The organism is Sulfurimicrobium lacus (assembly GCF_011764585.1).
Lineage (GTDB): Bacteria > Pseudomonadota > Gammaproteobacteria > Burkholderiales > Sulfuricellaceae > Sulfurimicrobium > Sulfurimicrobium lacus.
The window spans coordinates 3,619,909-3,639,543 of sequence record NZ_AP022853.1 but is presented as its reverse complement, the minus strand read 5'-3'; the positions used below and the strand labels follow the sequence as shown (position 1 = coordinate 3,639,543).

At 62.5% G+C, this 19,635-nt stretch carries 19 protein-coding genes; 3 read left to right on the top strand and 16 right to left on the bottom strand.

Annotation, left to right across the window (positions count from 1 at the left end; genetic code table 11):
• The first annotated feature begins 79 nt into the window (after positions 1–79).
• Positions 80–1,687: an ABC-F family ATPase gene (locus tag SKTS_RS17900; RefSeq protein ID WP_198420395.1), complete on the top strand. Its 1,608-nt coding sequence runs from the start codon at positions 80–82 to the stop codon at positions 1,685–1,687.
• Between the two features lie 46 nt (positions 1,688–1,733).
• Here SKTS_RS17900 and SKTS_RS17895 read toward each other — a convergent pair whose 3' ends face one another.
• From SKTS_RS17895 to SKTS_RS19145, 5 genes are all read right to left on the bottom strand, one after another.
• Positions 1,734–2,399: a hypothetical protein gene (locus SKTS_RS17895; RefSeq protein ID WP_173068333.1), complete on the bottom strand. Its 666-nt coding sequence runs from the start codon at positions 2,397–2,399 to the stop codon at positions 1,734–1,736.
• Positions 2,400–2,406: 7 nt separating this feature from the next.
• Complete coding sequence (locus SKTS_RS17890; RefSeq protein ID WP_198420394.1) at positions 2,407–2,739, bottom strand: DUF2322 family protein; 333 nt, start codon at positions 2,737–2,739, stop codon at positions 2,407–2,409.
• Positions 2,736–3,362: a 2-polyprenyl-3-methyl-6-methoxy-1,4-benzoquinone monooxygenase gene (coq7, locus tag SKTS_RS17885; RefSeq protein ID WP_173068330.1), complete on the bottom strand. Its 627-nt coding sequence runs from the start codon at positions 3,360–3,362 to the stop codon at positions 2,736–2,738. Before coq7 ends, SKTS_RS17890 begins: the two co-directional genes overlap by 4 nt.
• 104 nt (positions 3,363–3,466) lie before the next feature.
• Positions 3,467–4,732: a (Fe-S)-binding protein gene (locus SKTS_RS17880; RefSeq protein ID WP_173068327.1), complete on the bottom strand. Its 1,266-nt coding sequence runs from the start codon at positions 4,730–4,732 to the stop codon at positions 3,467–3,469.
• Positions 4,733–4,801: 69 nt separating this feature from the next.
• The gene (locus SKTS_RS19145; RefSeq protein ID WP_173068325.1) at positions 4,802–7,474 is read right to left on the bottom strand and encodes an EAL domain-containing protein; all 2,673 of its coding nucleotides are present in this window, start codon (positions 7,472–7,474) and stop codon (positions 4,802–4,804) included.
• 163 nt (positions 7,475–7,637) lie between these two features.
• On the opposite strand from SKTS_RS19145, the gene SKTS_RS17870 reads away from it, so the two are divergent.
• Positions 7,638–9,137, top strand: a complete 1,500-nt coding sequence (locus SKTS_RS17870; RefSeq protein ID WP_173068322.1) for a 2Fe-2S iron-sulfur cluster-binding protein — start codon at positions 7,638–7,640, stop codon at positions 9,135–9,137.
• 27 nt (positions 9,138–9,164) lie between these two features.
• Complete coding sequence (locus tag SKTS_RS17865; RefSeq protein ID WP_173068319.1) at positions 9,165–9,407, top strand: CDGSH iron-sulfur domain-containing protein; 243 nt, start codon at positions 9,165–9,167, stop codon at positions 9,405–9,407.
• Positions 9,408–9,427: 20 nt separating this feature from the next.
• Here SKTS_RS17865 and SKTS_RS17860 read toward each other — a convergent pair whose 3' ends face one another.
• From SKTS_RS17860 to aroQ, 11 genes are all read right to left on the bottom strand, one after another.
• Positions 9,428–10,105, bottom strand: coding sequence for an SPOR domain-containing protein (locus SKTS_RS17860; RefSeq protein WP_173068316.1), 678 nt, complete (start codon positions 10,103–10,105; stop codon positions 9,428–9,430).
• A 10-nt stretch (positions 10,106–10,115) separates the two neighbouring features.
• Positions 10,116–11,561 (bottom strand): aminomethyl-transferring glycine dehydrogenase subunit GcvPB, encoded by a 1,446-nt coding sequence (gene gcvPB, locus SKTS_RS17855; RefSeq protein WP_173068313.1) that lies wholly within the window; start codon positions 11,559–11,561, stop codon positions 10,116–10,118.
• A gap of 122 nt (positions 11,562–11,683) precedes the next feature.
• A complete protein-coding gene (gene tpx / locus SKTS_RS17850; protein ID WP_173068310.1) occupies positions 11,684–12,187 on the bottom strand; it encodes a thiol peroxidase in 504 nt (167 codons plus the stop codon).
• 19 nt (positions 12,188–12,206) lie between these two features.
• A complete protein-coding gene (gene gcvPA, locus SKTS_RS17845; RefSeq protein WP_173068307.1) occupies positions 12,207–13,601 on the bottom strand; it encodes an aminomethyl-transferring glycine dehydrogenase subunit GcvPA in 1,395 nt (464 codons plus the stop codon).
• Position 13,602: 1 nt separating this feature from the next.
• The gene (gcvH, locus tag SKTS_RS17840) at positions 13,603–13,992 is read right to left on the bottom strand and encodes a glycine cleavage system protein GcvH (RefSeq protein ID WP_173068305.1); all 390 of its coding nucleotides are present in this window, start codon (positions 13,990–13,992) and stop codon (positions 13,603–13,605) included.
• 97 nt (positions 13,993–14,089) lie between these two features.
• Positions 14,090–15,178, bottom strand: coding sequence for a glycine cleavage system aminomethyltransferase GcvT (gene gcvT, locus SKTS_RS17835; protein WP_173068303.1), 1,089 nt, complete (start codon positions 15,176–15,178; stop codon positions 14,090–14,092).
• 137 nt (positions 15,179–15,315) lie between these two features.
• Positions 15,316–16,332, bottom strand: a complete 1,017-nt coding sequence (locus SKTS_RS17830) for a DUF3426 domain-containing protein (protein WP_173068300.1) — start codon at positions 16,330–16,332, stop codon at positions 15,316–15,318.
• Entirely contained in the window at positions 16,305–17,198 is an 894-nt protein-coding gene (gene prmA, locus SKTS_RS17825) for a 50S ribosomal protein L11 methyltransferase (protein WP_173068297.1), read from the bottom strand. The genes SKTS_RS17830 and prmA overlap by 28 nt, the downstream gene beginning before the upstream one ends.
• A gap of 24 nt (positions 17,199–17,222) precedes the next feature.
• Positions 17,223–18,584 carry an acetyl-CoA carboxylase biotin carboxylase subunit gene (gene accC / locus SKTS_RS17820; RefSeq protein WP_173068294.1) on the bottom strand — a complete coding sequence of 454 codons (1,362 nt, stop codon included), beginning with the start codon at positions 18,582–18,584 and terminating at the stop codon, positions 17,223–17,225.
• 9 nt (positions 18,585–18,593) lie between these two features.
• Positions 18,594–19,052 (bottom strand): acetyl-CoA carboxylase biotin carboxyl carrier protein, encoded by a 459-nt coding sequence (gene accB, locus SKTS_RS17815; protein WP_173068291.1) that lies wholly within the window; start codon positions 19,050–19,052, stop codon positions 18,594–18,596.
• Between the two features lie 12 nt (positions 19,053–19,064).
• Entirely contained in the window at positions 19,065–19,538 is a 474-nt protein-coding gene (aroQ, locus tag SKTS_RS17810; protein ID WP_244617387.1) for a type II 3-dehydroquinate dehydratase, read from the bottom strand.
• Between the last annotated feature and the right edge of the window lie 97 nt (positions 19,539–19,635).

The window sequence follows — 19,635 nt, the reverse complement described above, 5'->3', positions numbered from 1 at the left end:
AAGACAGGGAATTCGTGACTATGGGTGCATGGTTTATAATGTTGTGATTGAAAAACGAATTTCCATAGGACACCCCCTTTTGATCTCCACCGCCAACATCACCATGCAATTCGGGGCCAAGCCCCTGTTCGAGAACGTCTCCGTCAAGTTCGGCGAAGGCAACCGCTACGGCCTGATCGGCGCCAACGGTTGCGGCAAGTCCACTTTCATGAAAATTCTCGGCGCCGACCTGGAGCCTTCCGGGGGCAACGTTTCCATCGACCAGGGCGAGCGCCTCGGCAAATTGCGCCAGGACCAGTTCGCCTACGAGGACAATATCGTGCTCGACGTGGTGATGATGGGCAACGCCGAACTGTGGGCGGTGAAGGAAGAAAAAGACGCCATCTACGCCAACCCGGAAGCCACCGAGGACGACTACATGCGCGCCGCCGACCTGGAAACCCAGTTCGGCGAGCTGGACGGCTACACCGCCGAATCGCGCGCCGGCGAACTGCTGCTGGGCGTGGGCATCGCGCTCGAACTGCACACCGGCCCGATGCGCGAAGTGGCGCCCGGCTTCAAGCTGCGCGTGCTGCTGGCGCAGGCGCTGTTTTCCGACCCGGACATCCTGCTGCTGGACGAGCCCACCAACAACCTCGACATCAACACCATCCGCTGGCTGGAGGACGTGATCAACGCGCGTTCCAGCACCATGATCATCATTTCCCACGACCGCCACTTCCTCAACAGCGTGTGCACCCACATGGCGGACCTGGATTACAACACCATCCGCATCTATCCCGGCAACTACGACGAGTACATGATCGCCGCGACCCAGGCGCGCCAGCGCATGCTGACGGACAACGCCAAGAAGAAGGAACAGATCGTCGAGTTGAACGCCTTCGTGGCGCGCTTCTCCGCCAATGCTTCCAAGGCGCGTCAGGCCACCAGCCGCGCGCGGCAAGCCGACAAGCTCAAGGACGGCATTGTCGAGGTCAAGCCTTCCAGCCGCCAGAGCCCCTACATCCGCTTCGAAACCGACGACCGCGAAAAGCTCCACCGCAAGGCGGTGGAACTGCTGGACGTCGCCAAGGGCTTCGACAAGGTGCTGTTCCACGGCCTCAACCTGCTGCTCGACGCCGGCCAGCGCCTCGCCATCATCGGCCCCAACGGCGCGGGTAAAACCACGCTGGTGAAAACCCTGGTGGGCGAGACCGAGCCGGACCAGGGCGACGTGAAATGGGCGGACAAGGCCAAGATCGGTTATTTCGCCCAGGACCACCACGCCGAGTTCGAGCACGACATGACCCTGTTCGAGTGGATGGAGCGGCACGGACGCAAAAGCGACGACGACCAGATCATCCGCGCCACCCTGGGCCGCCTGCTGTTCACCGGCGACGATTCGAAGAAGTCGGTGCGCGTGCTGTCCGGCGGCGAGAAAGGCCGCATGCTGTACGGCAAGCTGCTGCTCGAACGCCCCAACGTGCTAGTGATGGACGAGCCGACCAACCACATGGACATGGAAACCATCGAGGCGCTCAACATGGCGCTGGAGCAATACAAGGGCACGCTGATTTTCGTCAGCCACGACCGCCAGTTCGTCTCCTCGCTGGCGACGCAGATCCTGGAACTGGACGGCAAGGGCGGCTACCGCCACCACATCGGCAACTACGAAGACTATCTGCTGAGTCAGGGGATTGCGGCGTAAGGGTTCCTACCCGGCCGGCGGTGAGCCGGCCAATCCGGGTTATAAATCAGTGGTGCTTTAACAGCGGGTCGCGCAAGCGCGCGAACTGCTGCGGCGTCACGTACTGCAGCACTTCCTTGCCCTCGCTGTCGAGCGTCAGGGACAGGCCCTTGGCGGGATAGAGCAGGTTTTCCACTTGCGCGGAGCTGCGGATGCGTTCCGCCGGCTGGCCGAAATGGCTCAGGGCAATGTCTGCATCGAAGCTGGCGGAGGGGATGAAGGTGATGCTTTCGATCGGGGTGGCGTAGGCTTGCGCCAGGTCTTCCGCGCTGAGGCTGAATTTGCGCGTGGTGCTTTCCATGCGGCCTTTTCTTACCGCGTTCTGCCGCATGCGTTCGACGGATTCCTTGTCCAGCGCGGCGGTCAGGATCATCTTGCCGGTCAGCACGCCGGCCGTGACCTGGTTGTAATAGGCTTCCAGCGAGCCCGCCTCTCCCGGGGCGGCGACCAGCGCCACTTCCATATCGCTGCCGAAACGCTGGCGCGCATCCCCCAGGGTGCTCGCGGCGAGGGTCAGGCCGAACACTTTCGAATGGCCGTCCGGCAGGATTTCGATTTGCCACGGCAGGCCGGTGATGGCCTGCGCGCCGGGTTTGCTGCCCGAGGGGCGCAGCAGCGCGGTGGCCAAGGCGACGGCGGCGAGCGCGGCCACGATCAGAATGATTTTTTTCACGAATGCCTCAGGCGGAAACTGCGGGGGTGAGCTGCACCGAATACACTGAGCCGCTGGCGACGATGTCGAACAGGCGGTCGATGTTGGGATGCTTGCCGGGATTGCGGCGCGCGTCTTCCGTGTGCTCGGCATAGAGCTGCACGCCTTCCGCGGCTGCGTCCGGGTTGATGGCGCCCCATTTTGCTGCAAGGTGGCGGTATACCTTGAGGGAGCCCTGGCTGCCCGGTTTGTTCTCGATGCATGCAACCGTGCTGCCGGCGGCGTCGATCAGTTCGAGCTTGGCGTAGGCGTCGATGCTGCCCAGATTGGCGAGATTTTCCGCGAAGTTTGCTGTTTTCAAATCCAGTACGCCGTTCTGGTCATGATTTTGGAGGACAGCTTCATCGCCGCCTTGACCGGCAGCGGGAGCGGGGCGCCGCCATGTTCCAGCGCCGTGTTGGCGTGCTGGATCTCGTCGATTTTCATTTGTTCCAGGATGGCGCGGCTTTTTTCGTCCTGCTGCGGCAGGCGTCCGAGATGGCTTTCCAGGTGCTGTTCCACCTGGTGCTCGGTTTCCGCCAGGAAGCCGAGATTCCACTTGTCGCCCAGTGCGCCGGCCAGCGCGCCGAGGGCGAGGGAGCCGGTGTACCACAGCGGATTGAGGAAGCTGGTGCGCCCGCCCAGTTCCTTGATGCGGGTTTCGGTCCAGTTGAGGTGCTCGGTCTCTTCCCACGCTGCCTGCACCAGCGCGGCTTTCACTTCCTCGTTGCGCGCCGTGAGCGCCTGGCCCTGGTACAGCGCCTGGGCGCAGATTTCGCCGCAGTGATTGACGCGCATCAGGGAAACGGTGCGCTGTTTCTCCTCCGTGCTCAGCTCGGCGTCGGGCAAATCGTTGCCCGGCAGAGGGCGCAGGGTCGGCGCGGGCGCGAACAGGGTGCGCAGGCCCTTGTCGAATTCGATGACCAGTTTATCCAGTGGAATCATTTTGCAATACCTCACTTCAGGCCACAGAGAACACAGAGTTCACAGAGATAGGGCGGTTTTTCTCTGTGAACTCTGTGTTCTCTGTGGCTAACTGTTTTTTCGGATCATTTGGGATATCCCATTTGCCTTGCCACTAACGTTACCGGATGCAGCACTTCCAAGCTCCACCCCTCGGCCTTCAGGCCGTCGGCGAGATGCATGGCGCAACCCGGGTTGGAAGTGGCGATGATGTGCGCGCCGCTTGCCTTGATGGCGTCGATTTTATCACGCAACAGCTGCGCCGCCATTTCCGGCTGGGTCAGTGCGTAAATTCCCGCCGCGCCGCAGCACTGATCGTTGCCGGCCAGCGCCGCGACGGTGGCGGCGGGAATCCGCCGCAGCAGCGCGTAGGCGGCGTCCTGGTCGTGCAGCACGTTGCGGCTCAGGCAGGGTTCATGCACCGCGATGTTGTGCGCCAGCGGCGCCAGTTCGACCTGCTCCCAGCCTTGCGCGGTGGCGAGGAAAGCGCTGATGTCGAGCACCGGCGCGGCGAGCGGCGGGGTGTATTCGGCCAGCGTGGCGCCGCAGCCCGATGCCGCGTGAACGATGGCCAGCAATTCCGGCGCGGCAAAAGCGGCGCGGTTTTCCTGCGCCAGGCGCTGCGCGGTTTCACGCTCGCCACTGAGCTCGTGCAGCGCGCCGCAGCAGGTTTGCCGAGGCGCAACCTGCACCGCGTAACCCAGCCGGTTGAGCACGAAAACGGCGGCATGCAGGGTTTCCGCATCGCTCATGCGCGCCACGCAGCCGAGGAACAACCCCACCGTGCCGCGCGTCGTCCCGTGGGCGGGATGCATGCCGCTGCGGGGCGGCGCCGACAGCGGCGGCAGGCGGGCCTCGGCGCGGTCCAGGCCGAGGGCTTCGAGCAGGCGCGACTTGCGCGCCAGACTTTGCAGGCCGGAGCGCTGATAGACGCGCAGCACACCGCCGGCACTCTGCAACAGGCGCGGGTGCGCCAGCGTCCTGAACAGCACCCGCCGCAGCGCTTGTTGGCGCATGGGGCGCTGCCGTTCGGGTTCGATCAGGGCGCGCACGCCGTCCACCAGCTGGCCGTAGCGCACTTGGGACGGGCAGGCGTTTTCGCAGGCGCGGCAGGCGAGGCACAGGTCCAGATGAGCGACGAGTTCCGGCGACAGGGGAAGCTTGTGCTCCAGCAACGCTGCCATCAGGAAAATGCGTCCGCGCGGGGAGTCCGCCTCGTTGAGCGTCTTGCGGTAGGTCGGGCAGTGCGGCAGACACAGCCCGCAGGCGACGCAACGCGCGGCTTCCTGGCGCAGGGTTTCGGGATGAGGATCGGCGCTGTTCGAGGGGAGCGGGTGAGGGTCGTGAGTCATTGCCGGGGATCGGGTTGCGGGGTGTTCATTGTATCGCCGGGGCGGCGTTGCGCGGTGTTGCTCGCGGGTTTACTGGTTCTCTTTGCGCTTCGATTCCTGGAAAACGAAGGCGTCGTGGACGCGTTCGCGCAGTGCATCGTCCTCCCAGGGCTTGGTCAGGAACTTGAAGATCGCCCCCTGGTTGATCGCGTCGGTGATCGATTTCAGGTCGGTATAGCCCGACAGCACCAGGCGGATGGTGTCGGGGTACATCTCCTTGACCCGGCTCAGGAACTCGGTGCCGCTCATGTGCGGCATGCGCTGGTCGGAAATGATCACTTGCACCTCGTTGAGCGCCAGCAATTCGAATCCTTCCGCCGCGCTGCCCGCCTTCAGGATGCGATAGCCGTCGCGCCGCAGCAGGCGCTGCAGCGCCGAGAGAATATTGGGTTCGTCGTCGACGATCAGCAGGGTGCGCGTTTTTTCGTCCTTGGCTGTTTGCCCGAGCGCCAGGGTGCGGCCGCTGCGCAACATCTCGGCAAAATCCTCGGGCGGCAGCGGGCGGCTGAAGTGGAAGCCCTGCATCTGGTCGCACTGGTTGCGGCGCAGATATTCCAGCTGCGCCTCGGTTTCGACGCCTTCCGCAATCACGCTGAGCTTCAGGCTGTGCGCCAGGGAGATCACGGCGTTGGTGATGGCAGCATCTTCCGGGTTTGAGGTGATGTCGCGCACGAATGAGCGGTCTATTTTCAGGGTGTCGATGGGGAAGCGCTTGAGGTAGTTCAGGCTGGAATAGCCCGTGCCGAAATCGTCCAGCGAGAGCTTTACGCCGACTTCTTTCAGTTCGCGCAGGATGGCGATGGTTCGCTCCGGGTTCTGCATGATCGCGCTTTCGGTGACCTCCAGTTCGAGGTGTTGCGCCGCGACGTCGTTCTGTGCCAACGCCTGCTTCACCAGCTGGACCAGGTTTTCCTGCTGGAACTGGCGGCCGGAGAGGTTCACGGAAATGCTGACCTCGGCTAATCCGGCGGTTTGCCTCGCCTTGATCTGCTGGCAGGCAGTCTCGATCACCCACTCGCCGATCTGGACGATGAGGCCGGTTTCCTCGGCCAGAGGAATGAAATCGCCGGGAGCGATCATGCCGATCACCGGGTGGCGCCAGCGGATCAGCGCTTCGCCGCCGATCACGCGGCCACGTTCGAGCTCCACCTTGGGCTGGTAGTGCAGCAGGAATTCATGCTGTTCCAGCGCGCGGTGCAGCCCGGCTTCGAGTTCCAGGCGTTCGAGCATGCGCGCGTTCATTTCCGGGGCGTAGAACTGGACGCTGTTGCGGCCCAGTTCCTTGGCGCGGTACATCGCCACGTCGGCGTTCTCCAGCAGCGCTTCGGCCGCATCGCCGTCCTTGGGGAAAAGCGCCGTGCCCAGACTGGCGGTCACCACGATGTCCTGCCCGGCCACCGTCGTCGGCACGGCAAGCACGCGCATCAGCTCGCGCGCCAGCAATGCGGCGTCGTCCTCGCCGGCCATGTCCGACAGGACCACCACGAACTCGTCCCCGCCCAGCCGCGCCACGGTGTCGCCGGGGCGCACAAAGCCGGAAATGCGCTCCGCGACCTCCTTGAGCAACGCATCGCCGGCGGCGTGGCCGAGCCCCTCGTTGATCAGCTTGAAGCGGTCGAGGTCGAGGAAAATCACCGCTACCAGGCGCTGGGCGCGCCGCGCATGGATGATGGCCTGGTTCATGCGGTCGATGAGCAGCCCGCGGTTCGCCAGACCCGTCAGGGCGTCGAAGTTGGTCAGGTGGAGGATGCGCTCCTCACTCTCCTTGCTGTTGGTGATATCGGCAAATACGCCGAGGTAGTTGGTCAGGATGCCATGCCGGTCGCGGATCACGCTGATGGACTGAAGCACCGGGAAAACCTCGCCGTTCTTGCGCCGGTTCCAGATTTCCCCCATCCAGTGCCCGGTTTCGTTGATGGTGGTCCACATGTCTTCGAAGAAACCGGCGTCGTGACGATCCGAGCGGATGATGCTCGGATTGCGCCCGACGACCTCATCCTCCCGGTAGCCGGTGATCTCGCTGAAACGCCTGTTCACGGCCAGTATCCTGTTCTCGGCGTCGGAGATCAGAATGCCCTCGTTGCTTTCCTCGAACACCTTGGCGGCCAGCTGCAGTTCCTTGATGGCCAGGGCATGCTCGGCGCGCGTGCGCAAGGCGGCTATGCCATAGCTCAGGTTGTCGGCCAGTTTCGTCAGTAGTTCGATTTCCTGGCTGTTGAAGGCGTCAGGCTCCGCGGCGTAAATGGTGATCGCCCCGAAAACCGTTTTTTTGTCTTTAAGCGGCAAGGCAATGCTCGATTCGTAGCCTTGTTTCAGGGCTGAATCGCGCCACGGGTCCATGCGGGGGTTGCTGGCGAAGTTCTGGTTGATTTGCGGCTCGCCTGTCCTGATCGCCGTGCCGGTGGGGCCGCGGCCGCGTTCCGTGTCCGCCCAGGTGATCGAGGCGTTTTCCAGGTAGCCCGCGTCGAAGCCATGGTGCGCCACCGGGCAGACGGATTTCCCCTCGCCGAACACCGCGTAGCCGACCCAGGCGAGCCGATAGCCGCCCACCTCGACGATGATGCGGCACATGTCCTGCAGCAGCTCGATCTCTTCCGTGGCGTGCACCAGCACCTCGCTGCAACGCAACGTGGTCAGCAGGGCGCGATTGAGCCTTTGCAGTGCGATGGTGTCGCTGGCGAGCTTGGATTGGTCCGGGTTCAATGCCGTTTTCCACTAAATTTACTTAGGTATGTCTACTTATTCTAGACGAATCGGTCTGGCCTGGATTGATTTTTGCCGCTCATGGACCCAGTTTGAGGGTATTGAGGGCGTTTGGCATTTGAGTCAAGATGTGGGCAACGGTTTCTGCTTGAAGGAGGTTTCCATGCCCCAGATTTTGATGAGCCTTTCAAGAGCCGGGCGTCTCGTGGGAGTAACGCGGGGCGAACTGCAGAAAAGAATCCAGAACGGCGAACTGTCTTCCTTCGACGGGATGGTGACGGTGGACGATCTGTTGGCCGCTTACCCCGGCGCGCAACTGGAAGACAATACCGAGTTCGACCGGGTTTCCTACATCAAGGAACGGGCCTTCGGCAAGCGCGTGTTCGAGCGCGCGCTACCGGAAGCGGAAGTGCTCGCCGCCAGGGTCACCGAGTTGAGCACGGCACTGGCGAACAGTCAGACACAGGTCCGGCAGCTGAATATCCTGCTCGACCGATTGCGAGGTAAATTGAGCGAAATCGAAGGGCAATGCAAAGACGAGGTCAAAGCCACAGTGGTAGGCCTCAAAATCTGGCTAAAGGACGAGGTCGGCGCGGCGATGGAGCCGGGCTACCCCAACCCCCTGGCGGTAAGGGACAGCATTTTGCGCGTCATGGCGGCGCACGTGCGCGTGCTGCCGAGCGGCCACGATTTCTTCCTCGAAGGCCAGGACACCTTGCTCGAAGCCGCGCTGCGCGCCGGGGTGCCGCTCAATTACGGCTGCAGCGGCGGCAATTGCGGCCTGTGCAAGGCGCGGGTGGTGTCCGGGCAGATCAAGAAAGTACGCCACCACGACTACGTGATCCCCGAAGCGGAGAAGAACCAGGGCTATATCCTGCTGTGCAGCAACACCGCAGTCAGCGATGTGGACATCGAAGCGCCGGTGGCGGGCGGCGTGCAGGATATCCCGTTTCAGCAGATCGACGCCCGGGTCAAGTCGGTCGAAGCGCTGGCGCCCGACATGGTGCTGCTGCATCTGCAGACCCCGCGCACCCGGCGCCTGCGCTTCCTCGCCGGGCAGTACGTCACGCTCCAGGTGGGCAAGTCCCTGAGCGCCGAACTGCCCGTCGCCAGTTGTCCCTGCGACGACCGCAACCTGCTGTTTCATGTGCGCCGCATGCCCGGCAACCTGTTTTCTGATTACGTGTTCAACCGCCTCAAGAGCAACGATGTGGTGGATGTCGAGGGACCGCAGGGCGAGTTCATCCTGCACGAAAAATCGCCGCGCCCGCTCTACTTCATCGCCTTCGACGCCGGCTTCGCCCCGATCAAGAGCCTGATCGAACACGCCCTGTCGCTGGACGCCGCCGAGGCCATGCACCTGTACTGGATCGGGTCGGAGGCCGAAAATATCTACTTGCCGAATGTCGGCCGCGCATGGGCCGACGCCCTGGATAATTTTCATTTCTCGGCGCTGGTGGCGGGCTATGATTTGCGGGCCGTCAGCGGCAAGCGCACGGACATGCTGCGCGCCACCTTGCAGGGGATCGTGGACGAGCATCCCGATGTGAAGCTCAGCGATATTTACGTTGCCGGTCCTGAATCGGCGCTGTCGGTCGCGGAGCAGTTTTTCCTCGGCCTGGGTTTGCCCAAGAGCCGGGTTTTTGCAGGGCCAGTGAAGTAAACGTTTTTTAACCCAAAGGACCTGAATATGAGCAAACCCGTCTGCGCCCAGCGCGCGCCTTACGCCATGGAACTGGAAGCCGGCGACTACTGGTGGTGTTCATGCGGCAAATCCACCACGCAGCCGTTCTGCGACGGCGCGCATAAAGGCAGCGGATTCGCACCGCAAAAGTTTACCCTGGGCGAAAAAACCAAGGTCTGGTTGTGCGGCTGTAAAGCAAGTGCGAAAACCCCATTTTGCGACGGGGCGCACAAGAAGATGGAAGAGTAGCAGGGGGCTAGCGGGGCTGCTTATTGCGGGCAGGGCACGGCTTTGAGTTCGGTGGCCGGGAAGTCCTGCTTGAGCTTGACCAGTTCCGCTTCAATGTTCGCGCCAGCGGATCTGATAATCATGCTGGAGTGGCCGCTTTCCTGGTTGCGCGGCGTGGCTTTCGCCGATTTCACGCCCTTTTCGCGAATCTGGACGAGATATTTATCCGCCGCTTCCTGCGTCGAAAACACACCGAGCGATACGGCATAGCGCCACTGGTTGTCGTCCTGCATCACGAAACTGTCCTGAATGCCCAATCCTTTGAGTTCTTCCACTTTCTTGCTGGCGTCCTGCTTCGATTTCAGTGGAGGAATATAGACCCAGTATGTGCTGCTCTTTGCCGGGGCGCTGCGTACGCTGATGTCGCTGTCACCCAGTTTCAACGGTTCCAGGGCGGCCTTTGCTTTGGCCAGTTCCTGGTCGGCGAACAGGCCCCACTCCAGGCAGACCCGCGGTGCAACGGGGGCGGCAGCCGGCTGTGCAGGGCTCGCAGCCGGAGCATCATCTTCCGCGATGAGGCGAACTTTTTCGGCATGGAAGGGGGCGTGGCTGGCCAGCGCTTCGCTGCCTGACTTGTTCTGCGGCAGTTGCATCGCGGCAAAAAAGGCGATGTTGCCCAGCAGCAGCAATACGAAAACCCATCTCGCGGCGACCACCATGGTGTTACCTTCAGCCTTTCCAGGCCAGGTCCAGCTCGCGCGCGGCCTTGACGTCGTCCAGGCGGCGCACCGGCATGGTATGCGGGGCGCTCTTGACCATGTCGGGCTGGCTGTAAGCCTCTTCGCGAATTTCCTTGAGCGCGGCGATGAAGGCGTCCAGCATTTGCCGGGACTCGGTCTCGGTCGGCTCGATCAGCAGGCATTCCTGCACCAGCATCGGGAAGTAGGTGGTGGGGGCGTGAAAGCCCTTGTCGAGCAGGCGCTTCGCCACATCCATGGCGCTGATGCCGGTTTCGTCCTTGAGCCTTTTCAGGGTCACGATGAATTCGTGGCTGGCGCGGCGTTTGGGGAAAGCGACGTCGAAGCCTGCCTGGGCCAGTTCAGCCATCAGGTAGTTGGCGTTGAGGGTGGCGAATTCGGCCACCCGGTGCATGCCCTCGGCGCCGAGCATACGCGCGTAGATGTAGGCGCGCAGCAGGATGCCGGCGTTGCCCATGAAAGCGGAGAGGCGGCCGATGCTCTGTGGCCGGTCCTTTTCGGTCAGCCAGCGGTAGCGTCCGCCTTCGCTGGCCACCACGGGGATGGGGAGGAATGGTTCCAGGCGCGCGCTCACGCCTACCGGCCCGGCGCCCGGCCCGCCGCCGCCGTGAGGGGTGGAGAAGGTCTTGTGCAGGTTGAGGTGGATCACGTCGAAACCCATGTCGCCCGGCTTGACCCGCCCCAGGATGGCGTTGAGATTGGCGCCGTCGTAATAAAGCAGGCCGCCGGCTTCGTGCACGATGCGCTGGATTTCCTGGATGCTTTTCTCGAACACGCCCAGCGTGGACGGGTTGGTCAGCATCAGTCCCGCGGTGTGCGGGCCGACCGCGGCTTTCAGTGCGGCCAGGTCGACGTTGCCGTCGCTGTCGGTGGGGATTTCGCGCACTGTGTAGCCGCACATCACCGCCGTGGCCGGGTTGGTGCCGTGGGCGGCATCCGGTACCAGGATTTCGCTGCGCGCCGTGTCGCCGCGGGCATCGTGGTAGGCGCGGATCATCGCCACGCCGGCAAATTCGCCCTGGGCGCCGGCCATCGGGGTGAGCGATACGGCAGCCATGCCGGTCACTTCCTTGAGCATTTCCTGCAGATCGAACATGCAGGCCAGGAAGCCCTGGCCGGTGTTTTCCGAACTCATGGGATGGCGCGCCAGCAGCTGCGGCAGCATGGCGAGCTGGTTGCAGGCGCGCGGGTTGTACTTCATGGTGCAGGAGCCGAGCGGGTAGAAATGGGTGTCGATGGAAAAATTCTTCTGCGACAGGCGGGTGTAGTGACGCACCGCATCCATTTCGGAAACCTCCGGCAGCAGCGGGCGCTGCTTGCGCCGCAGATGGGCGGGAATGTCGTCGCAGACCGCCGGGGCGGAAGGGGCTTGGGCGGCGTTGCGGCGGTTTGCCTGGGAGAGTTCGAAGATCAGCATGTTGTTTTCAATAAAGGCGTTTTAACCACGGAGGGCACGGAGGACACGGAGAAAAGCGGGAACATGGAGGAAATCTTGCTTTTCCCTCCGTGGTCTCCGTGCTCTCCGTGGTTCAATAGTATTTACCTGCTCAGGGCCGCGATCGCCGCATCGTAATCCGGCTCCTGGGTGATTTCCGGCACCAGTTCGGTGTAGATCACCTTGTCTTGTTCGTCCAGGATCACGATGGCGCGGGCCAGCAGGCCGGACAGCGGCGGTTCGGTGATCATCACGCCGTAATCCTTGTGAAAATCGCGGCCGCGCATGGTGGAGAGCATGATCACGTTGTTCAGCCCTTCCGCGCCGCAGAAACGGCTCTGGGCGAAGGGCAGGTCGGCGGAGATCACCAGCACCACGGTGTTGTCCATTTCGCTCGCGCGCTGGTTGAACACGCGGGTGGAGGTGGCGCATACCGGCGTGTCGATACTGGGCACGATGGACAGCACTTTGCGTTTACCGGCGAATTCGCTCAGCGAAACGTCAGCCAAGTCCTTGTTCACCAGCATGAAACTGTGGGCGGTTTCGCCTATCTGCGGGAAATGTCCGCCGACGTTGAGCGGTTCGCCTTCAAGAGTTACGGTAGTCATTGCGATCTCCTTTTCTCTGTTACCACTTGCTGTTGGGACCCGGCACCAGCTTCGTGCAGCTTGGGCCTGCGTTGCGACGTTCCACGATGCGTTTCAGCTGCTCAGTGAACTTTTCGATGTCCGCCGCGGTTTTGGTTTCGGTGGCGCACACCAGCAGCGCCTGGCCCAGTTCCGGGTAATGCGACGTCAGGTCGAAACCGCCGACGATGCCCTGGGCTTCGAGCGCGCGCAGCGCGTCTGCCACGGGGACGTTCAATTGCAGCACGGTTTCGTGAAAAACGCTTTGCGCGAACGCCTTTTTGACACCGGGAATGGCGCACAGTTTTTCCGTCAGCGCGACGGTGTTGGCGTGACTGGCCGATGCGACCCGCTCCAGCCCGTCCGGGCCGAGCAGCGCCATGTGGATGGTAGCCGCCGTGGCCATCAATCCCTGATTCGAGCAGATGTTGGACGTCGCCTTGGCGCGGCGGATGTGCTGTTCGCGGGCCTGCAGCGTCAGCGTGAAGCCGGGCTTGCCGTCGAGATCCACGGTGCGGCCGATGATGCGCCCCGGCATCTGGCGCACCAGCGCCTGTTTGCAACACATGAAGCCGAAGTAAGGGCCGCCGCTGGAGAGCGGCGAGCCCAGCGGCTGGCCTTCCCCGACCGCGATGTCGGCGCCCTTGCTGCCCCATTGCCCCGGCGGCGTGAGCAGCGCCAGCGCGACGGGGTTCACCAGGCCGATCACCAGGCCGCCCTGGGCGTGCGCCCAGTCGGTGAGCAGGTCGACTTCTTCCAGGCAGCCGAAGAAATTGGGCTGAGGAATCACCAGCGCGGCGAAATCCTTCTCCTGCGGCAGCGCAGTGATGCCCTTGGCTGGGTCGTAATCCAGCTCGACCAGCTCGATTTTCTGGTGCTTGACGATGCTGTTCACCACCTGGCGATAGAAGGGGTGCACCGTCTTCGGCAGCAGTACCCGGCGCGAAGTCTTGTGTGCGCGCACGGCCATCAGCACCGCTTCGGCCAGGCCGGAGGCGCCGTCGTAGAGACTGGCGTTGGAGACGTCCATCCCGGTCAGGGAGGACATCATGGTCTGGAATTCGTACAGCAGTTGCAGCGTGCCCTGGCTGGCCTCGGCCTGGTAGGGCGTGTAGGCGGAGTAAAACTCGCCGCGCGTGGCGATCTGCCAGACTGCCGCCGGAATGTGGTGCTCGTAAGCGCCCGCACCGGCGAAGTTGAGGAAGCGGCCATCGCTCTCGGCGCGCTCGGTCATGAGGCGGGCAATGTCCATTTCGACCATGCCTTGCGGCACGCCGGTCAGTTTGCCGCTGCGCAGCGCGGCAGGGATTTCGTCGAACAACTGGTCGATGGAAGGCACGCCGATGCGCGCCAGCATTGCCTGGATATCGTCTTCGGTGTGGGGAATAAACGGCATATCAGTGCGCTTCGCTGTCCACTATGGCCTGGTAGGCAGCGGCGTCGAGCAGACTGCCGAGATCGGCGGCGTTGTCCGGCTTGAGCTTGAACATCCAGGCGGCGTAGGCGTCCTGATTGATGGCTTCCGGGGCGCCTTCGACGTCGGCATTGGCGGCGATGACTTCGCCCGCGATCGGCGCATAAACGTCGGAAGCGGCCTTGACCGATTCCACCACGGCGCATTCCTCGCCCTGGGTCAGCTTGCGGCCGAGCACCGGATTTTCCACGAACACCATGTCGCCCAGCAGATCCTGGGCGTGGTGGGTGATGCCGACGGTCACGCTGCCGTCAGCTTCTAGCCGTGCCCATTCGTGGGATTTGGTGTATTTCAGATCGGCCGGAATAGTCATTTTTGTTCCTTTTGAGTCGGTAATAATTGGGCTGAATTATGCCACTAAACAGCCTGAGGCGCTTGACCCCCAGCCCCCGTGTCAGGGGCGGGAGGGCTCAGGCGTTTTTGTAGCAGGCCTTGCCGTTGCGCACGAAGGGGTAGCGCACGACCTGGGCGTTGAGCAGCTTGCCGCGAATTTCCACCTGCACCGTCGTGCCGGTTGCCACGGCGGTCGGGATGCGTGCCAGGGCGATGGACTGGTTGAGGGTGGGGCCGAAGCCGCCGCTGGTGATTTCACCTTCGCCGTGCGCGGTGATGACTTTCTGGTGGCTGCGCAGCACGCCCTTGTCGAGCAGCAGCAGGCCGGCGAGCTGGCGCGCCACGGGCTGGCTGGTGAGCGCTTGCTTGCCGATGAAGTCGCGCGGGCTGGTCAGGTCGACCGTCCAGGCGAGGCCGGATTCGAGCGGGGACACGGTTTCGTCCATGTCCTGGCCATAGAGGTTCATGCCGGCTTCCAGGCGCAGGGTGTCGCGTGCGCCCAGGCCGATGGGGGCCACGCCCTGTTCCAGCAGTGTTTGCCATAGAAAGGGGGCGGCCTTGGCCGGCACCATCACTTCGAAGCCGTCTTCGCCGGTATAGCCGGTGCGCGCGATGAACATGGTGCCCATCTCGGTGGCCTGGAAGGGTTTGAGGTTTGCGCTGATTTCTTGCGAACCCGGCATGGCGGCCCACAATTTGGCGCGCGCGTTGGGGCCTTGCACCGCGATCATGGCGAGGTCGCGGCGCGGGGTGAGGGTGAGCGTGGGCGCAAGTTTTGCGCGCTGCGCCTCCATCCATGCCAGGTCTTTGTCCGCCGTGCCGGCGTTGACCACGATGCGGAACCAGTCCTCGCGCATGAAGTAGATGATCAGGTCGTCGATCACGCCGCCCTGCTCGTTGAGCATGCAGGAATAGAGCGCCTTGCCGCGCAGGGTGAGCTTGTCGACGTTGTTCGCCATCATCTGTTTCAGAAAGTCGCGCGAACCGGCGCCGGCCAGATCCACCACCTGCATGTGGGATACGTCGAACATGCCCGAGTCGTTGCGCACCTTGTGGTGTTCCTCGAGCTGGGAACCGTAATGCAGCGGCATGTCCCAGCCGCCGAAATCCACCATTTTGGCACCGGCGGTGCGGTGGGCAGCGTTGAGGGGGGTCTGTTTGAGCATTGCATTCTCCATGATTTTGTCTATAGCGTGAAACTCGCACAGCGAGCCTGCACCCCCCTCTCCCGCTTGCGGGGGAGGGCCGGGGTGGGGGCGGACACGGCGAGTTTCATGGCGGGTTGATTCATTTTCCGTGCCTGTCAGGATGGATAGAACAGATAGAGACGGTAGCCTTCCGCCTTGAGATCGCCTAAATCCATCAATAACTTGACCGCCACATCGCCCTTGGCCGGGATGCCCTGCCTGATGCTCGGGAGTTGCCGCACGTATTCCCTGGGCAGAAATAGCCGCTTTGCCACCATTTCGTCTTTGGTGTTAGTGAGCGTCAACTCCAGCGTGGGGTAAGCCTGGACGTAGGAAGCACGATTGCGCAAGGTGCTGGTGAGCACCACGATATTGGGGCGGGTGGGGTCGCCGTGCAGTTCGGACGACTCGATGCTGAGCAAGTCGGGATTTTGCGGCAGGCTGATGCGGCAGTTGAGGTGTTCGCAGGCCTGTTCCAGCACGGCCCGGGTGGGCGGGTAATTGGCGGCGATGGCGTCGCGCAGGAAATAGATGCCCTGCCCCGTCAGCCCGGCCAGGAGCAGCAGGCTGGCCAGTACCCATGGCCAGGCGCGCCGAGATTTGGGAGGCGGACCGTATTTGGGGCTGTCGGGTGAAACTCGGGTTTCAATGGTCAGAGAGGGAGGCTCGACCCGCACCACGCGGACCTTCGCTGCAGATTCGGGTTCGGGCTGAGGTTCGGGCGTGGCTTCCAGCGGAGTCTCAGGCTGAGGTAATGGCAGGGCGTCCGCAAGTTCACCGATGGATTCGATTTCCGGAAAAGCGTCCACCTGGAAATCAATCAGAGGCTCTTCCGGCAGGATGTCCGTTGCCTCTGGCGGGAAGCTTGCCGGCTCCGTTTCATTTACAGCGGGAGAGGGCCGGGATGTTTCTTCATGAACCGTCTCGGGCTGAGGGGCTTCGGTGACCAGAGAAGGCTCGGCTTCGGGTGCTTCCTCGGTCAGCGTTTCGAAGGCATTGAAAACATGGCTGCAGCGCCCACAACGCACCTCGCCTTTGCGCGCCGCCAACTGCTCCGCCGTGACGCGAAAGCGCGTGTTGCATTGCGGGCAGGTGGTGATCCGGGTCATGCCTTCCTGACGCCTGACAGGCACACCCACCCTTCCGACTCGTCCGCCACTTCGATATCGAACCACTCGCGGTAGACCGCTAGGACGTCTTCGCCCTGGTGGGAAAGGATGCCAGAAAGCACGATCCGTCCGCCGGGGAGCGCGGCGTTGGCCAGCATGGGGGCGAGCATTTTCAGCGGGTTGGTGAGGATGTTGGCGACCACCACGTCGACTTTGACGCTGGGCGCATCATCGGGCAGATAAAATTCGGCCGAGACCTGGTTTTGTTCGGCATTGAAGCGGCTGGCCTGAGTCGCCTGGGGGTCGATGTCCACCCCCACTACTTTCCCGGCGCCCAGCTTCAATGCGGCGATGGCCAGAATGCCCGAGCCGCAGCCGTAGTCGAGAAGCGTTTCGCCGCCGCGCAGGTTGCGGTCCAGCCATTGCAGACAAAGACGGGTGGTGGGATGGCTGCCGGTGCCGAATGCCAACCCAGGGTCGAGCACGAGATTGATGGCGCCCGGGTCCGGCGATTCGTGCCAGGTGGGCACGATCCACAAGCGTGACGAAATCGGAATCGGCGCGAATTGGGCCTGGGTTTGACGCACCCAGTCCTGTTCCGCGACCGCTTCCACTTCGAAGCCGGGGGCGGCGGCGAGTCCAAGTGCTTCGGCAGCTGCCGCGACGATGGCAGGCAAATCGGCGTCGGCCTCGAACAGCGCGTTGAGCAGCGCATCCTGCCATACCCCCGCCGGTGGTTCGCCCGGTTCGCCGAAGATTTCCTGCTCTTCCGCGGTGCCGGCATGGGCGTCTTCGATGGACACCGACAGCGCGCCCAGTTCCATCAGGGCTTCGCTCAGGCCTTCGGCGGTTTTGGCATCCGCCGCGATTTTCAGCGCTTGCCACGCCATGATTGATTCCGCCTTATTCCAGGATTATTTGGATGTTTCTTTTTTTCTTTCCGCCAGCTTGTGCTCCAGGTAGTGAATACTGGCGCCGCCCTGAAGAAAAGCCGCATCGTGCATCAGATCCTGGTGCAGTGCGATGTTGGTCTTGATGCCGTCCACCACCATTTCCGACAAGGCAGTGCGCATGCGGGCGATGGCCTGGTCGCGGGTGTCGCCGTAGGCGATCAGCTTGCCGATCATGGAGTCGTAGTGCGACGGCACCACGTAGTTGTGGTAAACGTGCGAATCCACCCGGATGCCCGGCCCGCCCGGCACGTGGTACTGCGTGATGCGGCCCGGCGAGGGGACGAACGTGAACGGGTCTTCGGCATTGATGCGACACTCGATGGCATGGCCGCGGTACTGGATGTCTTTCTGCTTGTAGCGCAGGGTTTCGCACGCGGCGATACGCAGCTGTTCCTGCACGATGTCCACGCCGGTGATCATTTCCGTGACCGGGTGCTCGACCTGCACGCGGGTGTTCATCTCGATGAAGAAGAATTCGCCGTTTTCATACAGGAATTCGAACGTGCCCGCGCCGCGGTAGCCGATCTTGCGGCAGGCTTCGGCGCAGCGCTCGCCGATCTTGTCGCGCAGCTTGGTGTCCAGGCCGGGAGCAGGGGCTTCTTCCACCACTTTCTGGTGGCGGCGTTGCATGGAGCAGTCGCGCTCGCCGAGGAAAATCGCGTTGCCGTGCTCGTCGGCCAGCACCTGGATCTCGATGTGGCGCGGATTTTCGAGAAACTTTTCCATGTAGATCATCGGGTTGCCGAAAAAGCTTTGGGCTTCCGTCTTGGTCATGCTGACCGCGTTGAGCAGCGCGGCTTCGGTATGCACCACACGCATGCCGCGTCCGCCGCCGCCCCCTGCTGCCTTGAGGATGACCGGGTAGCCGACTTTCTTGGCGATCTTGATGACTTCGTCGTCATCTTCCGGCAACGCGCCGTCGGAGCCGGGCACGCAGGGCACGCCGGACGCCTTCATGGCATCTTTGGCGGACACCTTGTCGCCCATCAGGCGAATGGTGTCGGGGCGCGGGCCGATGAAGATGAAGCCGCTGTTCTGCACGCGCTCGGCGAAATCGGCGTTTTCCGACAGGAAACCGTAACCGGGGTGAATCGCGGTGGAGTCGGTGACTTCCGCCGCGCTGATTACCGCGGGAATGTTGAGGTAGCTGAGCGTGGATGAGGCTGGGCCGATACACACCGATTCGTCGGCCAGTTTGACGTATTTGGCTTCCTTGTCAGCCTCGGAGTGCACGGCAACGGTCTTGATGCCGAGTTCGCGGCAGGCGCGCTGGATGCGCAGGGCAATTTCGCCACGGTTGGCGATGAGGACTTTTTCTAGCATGTCAGCCCCTTAGCCGATGATGAACAGCGGTTCGCCATATTCGACGGGCTGGCCGTTCTCGACCAGGATGGCCTTGATCACGCCGCTCTGGTCGGCTTCGATCTCGTTGAGCAACTTCATGGCTTCGATGATGCACAGGGTTTCGCCGGCAGTAACGTTCTGACCCACTTCCACGAAGGACTTGGCTTCTGGCGAAGAGGCGCGGTAGAAAGTGCCCACCATGGGGGATTTCACCACGTGGCCTTCGGGCTGGCTCGGCTCCGCCGGAGCGGTCGGCGCAGCGGCGGGCAGGCTTGCCTGGGCCGGAGCGGCCATCATCTGCTGCTGCGGCGCGTAGTGCATCATTTGCGGTGCTTGCTGACCATAACGGCTGATGCGTACTTTTTCTTCGCCTTCGGTAATTTCCAGTTCGGCAATGCCGGAGTCTTCCACCAGATCGATTAGTTTCTTGAGTTTGCGCAGATCCATGATGAGCCCTTATTAAGGTTGTGCCAGTGCGAATTCCAGCGCCAGTTCGTAACCCTTTGCCCCGAGGCCGCTGATGATGCCCACGGCGAGGTCGGAGAAATAAGAGTGATGGCGGAAGGATTCGCGGGCGAAAACGTTGGAGAGATGAATCTCCACGAAAGGAATGTTCACCCCCGCCAAAGCGTCGCGCAGGGCAACGCTGGTGTGGGTGAACGCGGCGGGATTGATCAGGATGAAGTTCACCCCGTCACGCCCGGCCTGATGAATGCGGTTAATGAGTTCGGCTTCGCTGTTGCTCTGGAAAGTTTCCAGGCTGGCCGACGCTTGCCGGGCCTGCTGCTGCAGGCGCTGATTGATGCTATCCAGGGTGTCGCGGCCATAGTGTTCAGGTTCGCGGCTCCCCAGCAGATTCAGATTGGGGCCGTGCAATACCAGTATTTTTCGGTTCGCTGCGGGCATCCGGCCACCTGTCGGTGTGTTTTTCATAAAGCGCAAGTTTGCCGCAATTAGGTACAAATTGTCCAGTTATTGCGCTTATATAACGACAAGTTGCTGTTTTAAGAGCCGACAAATGTCGGCGTAG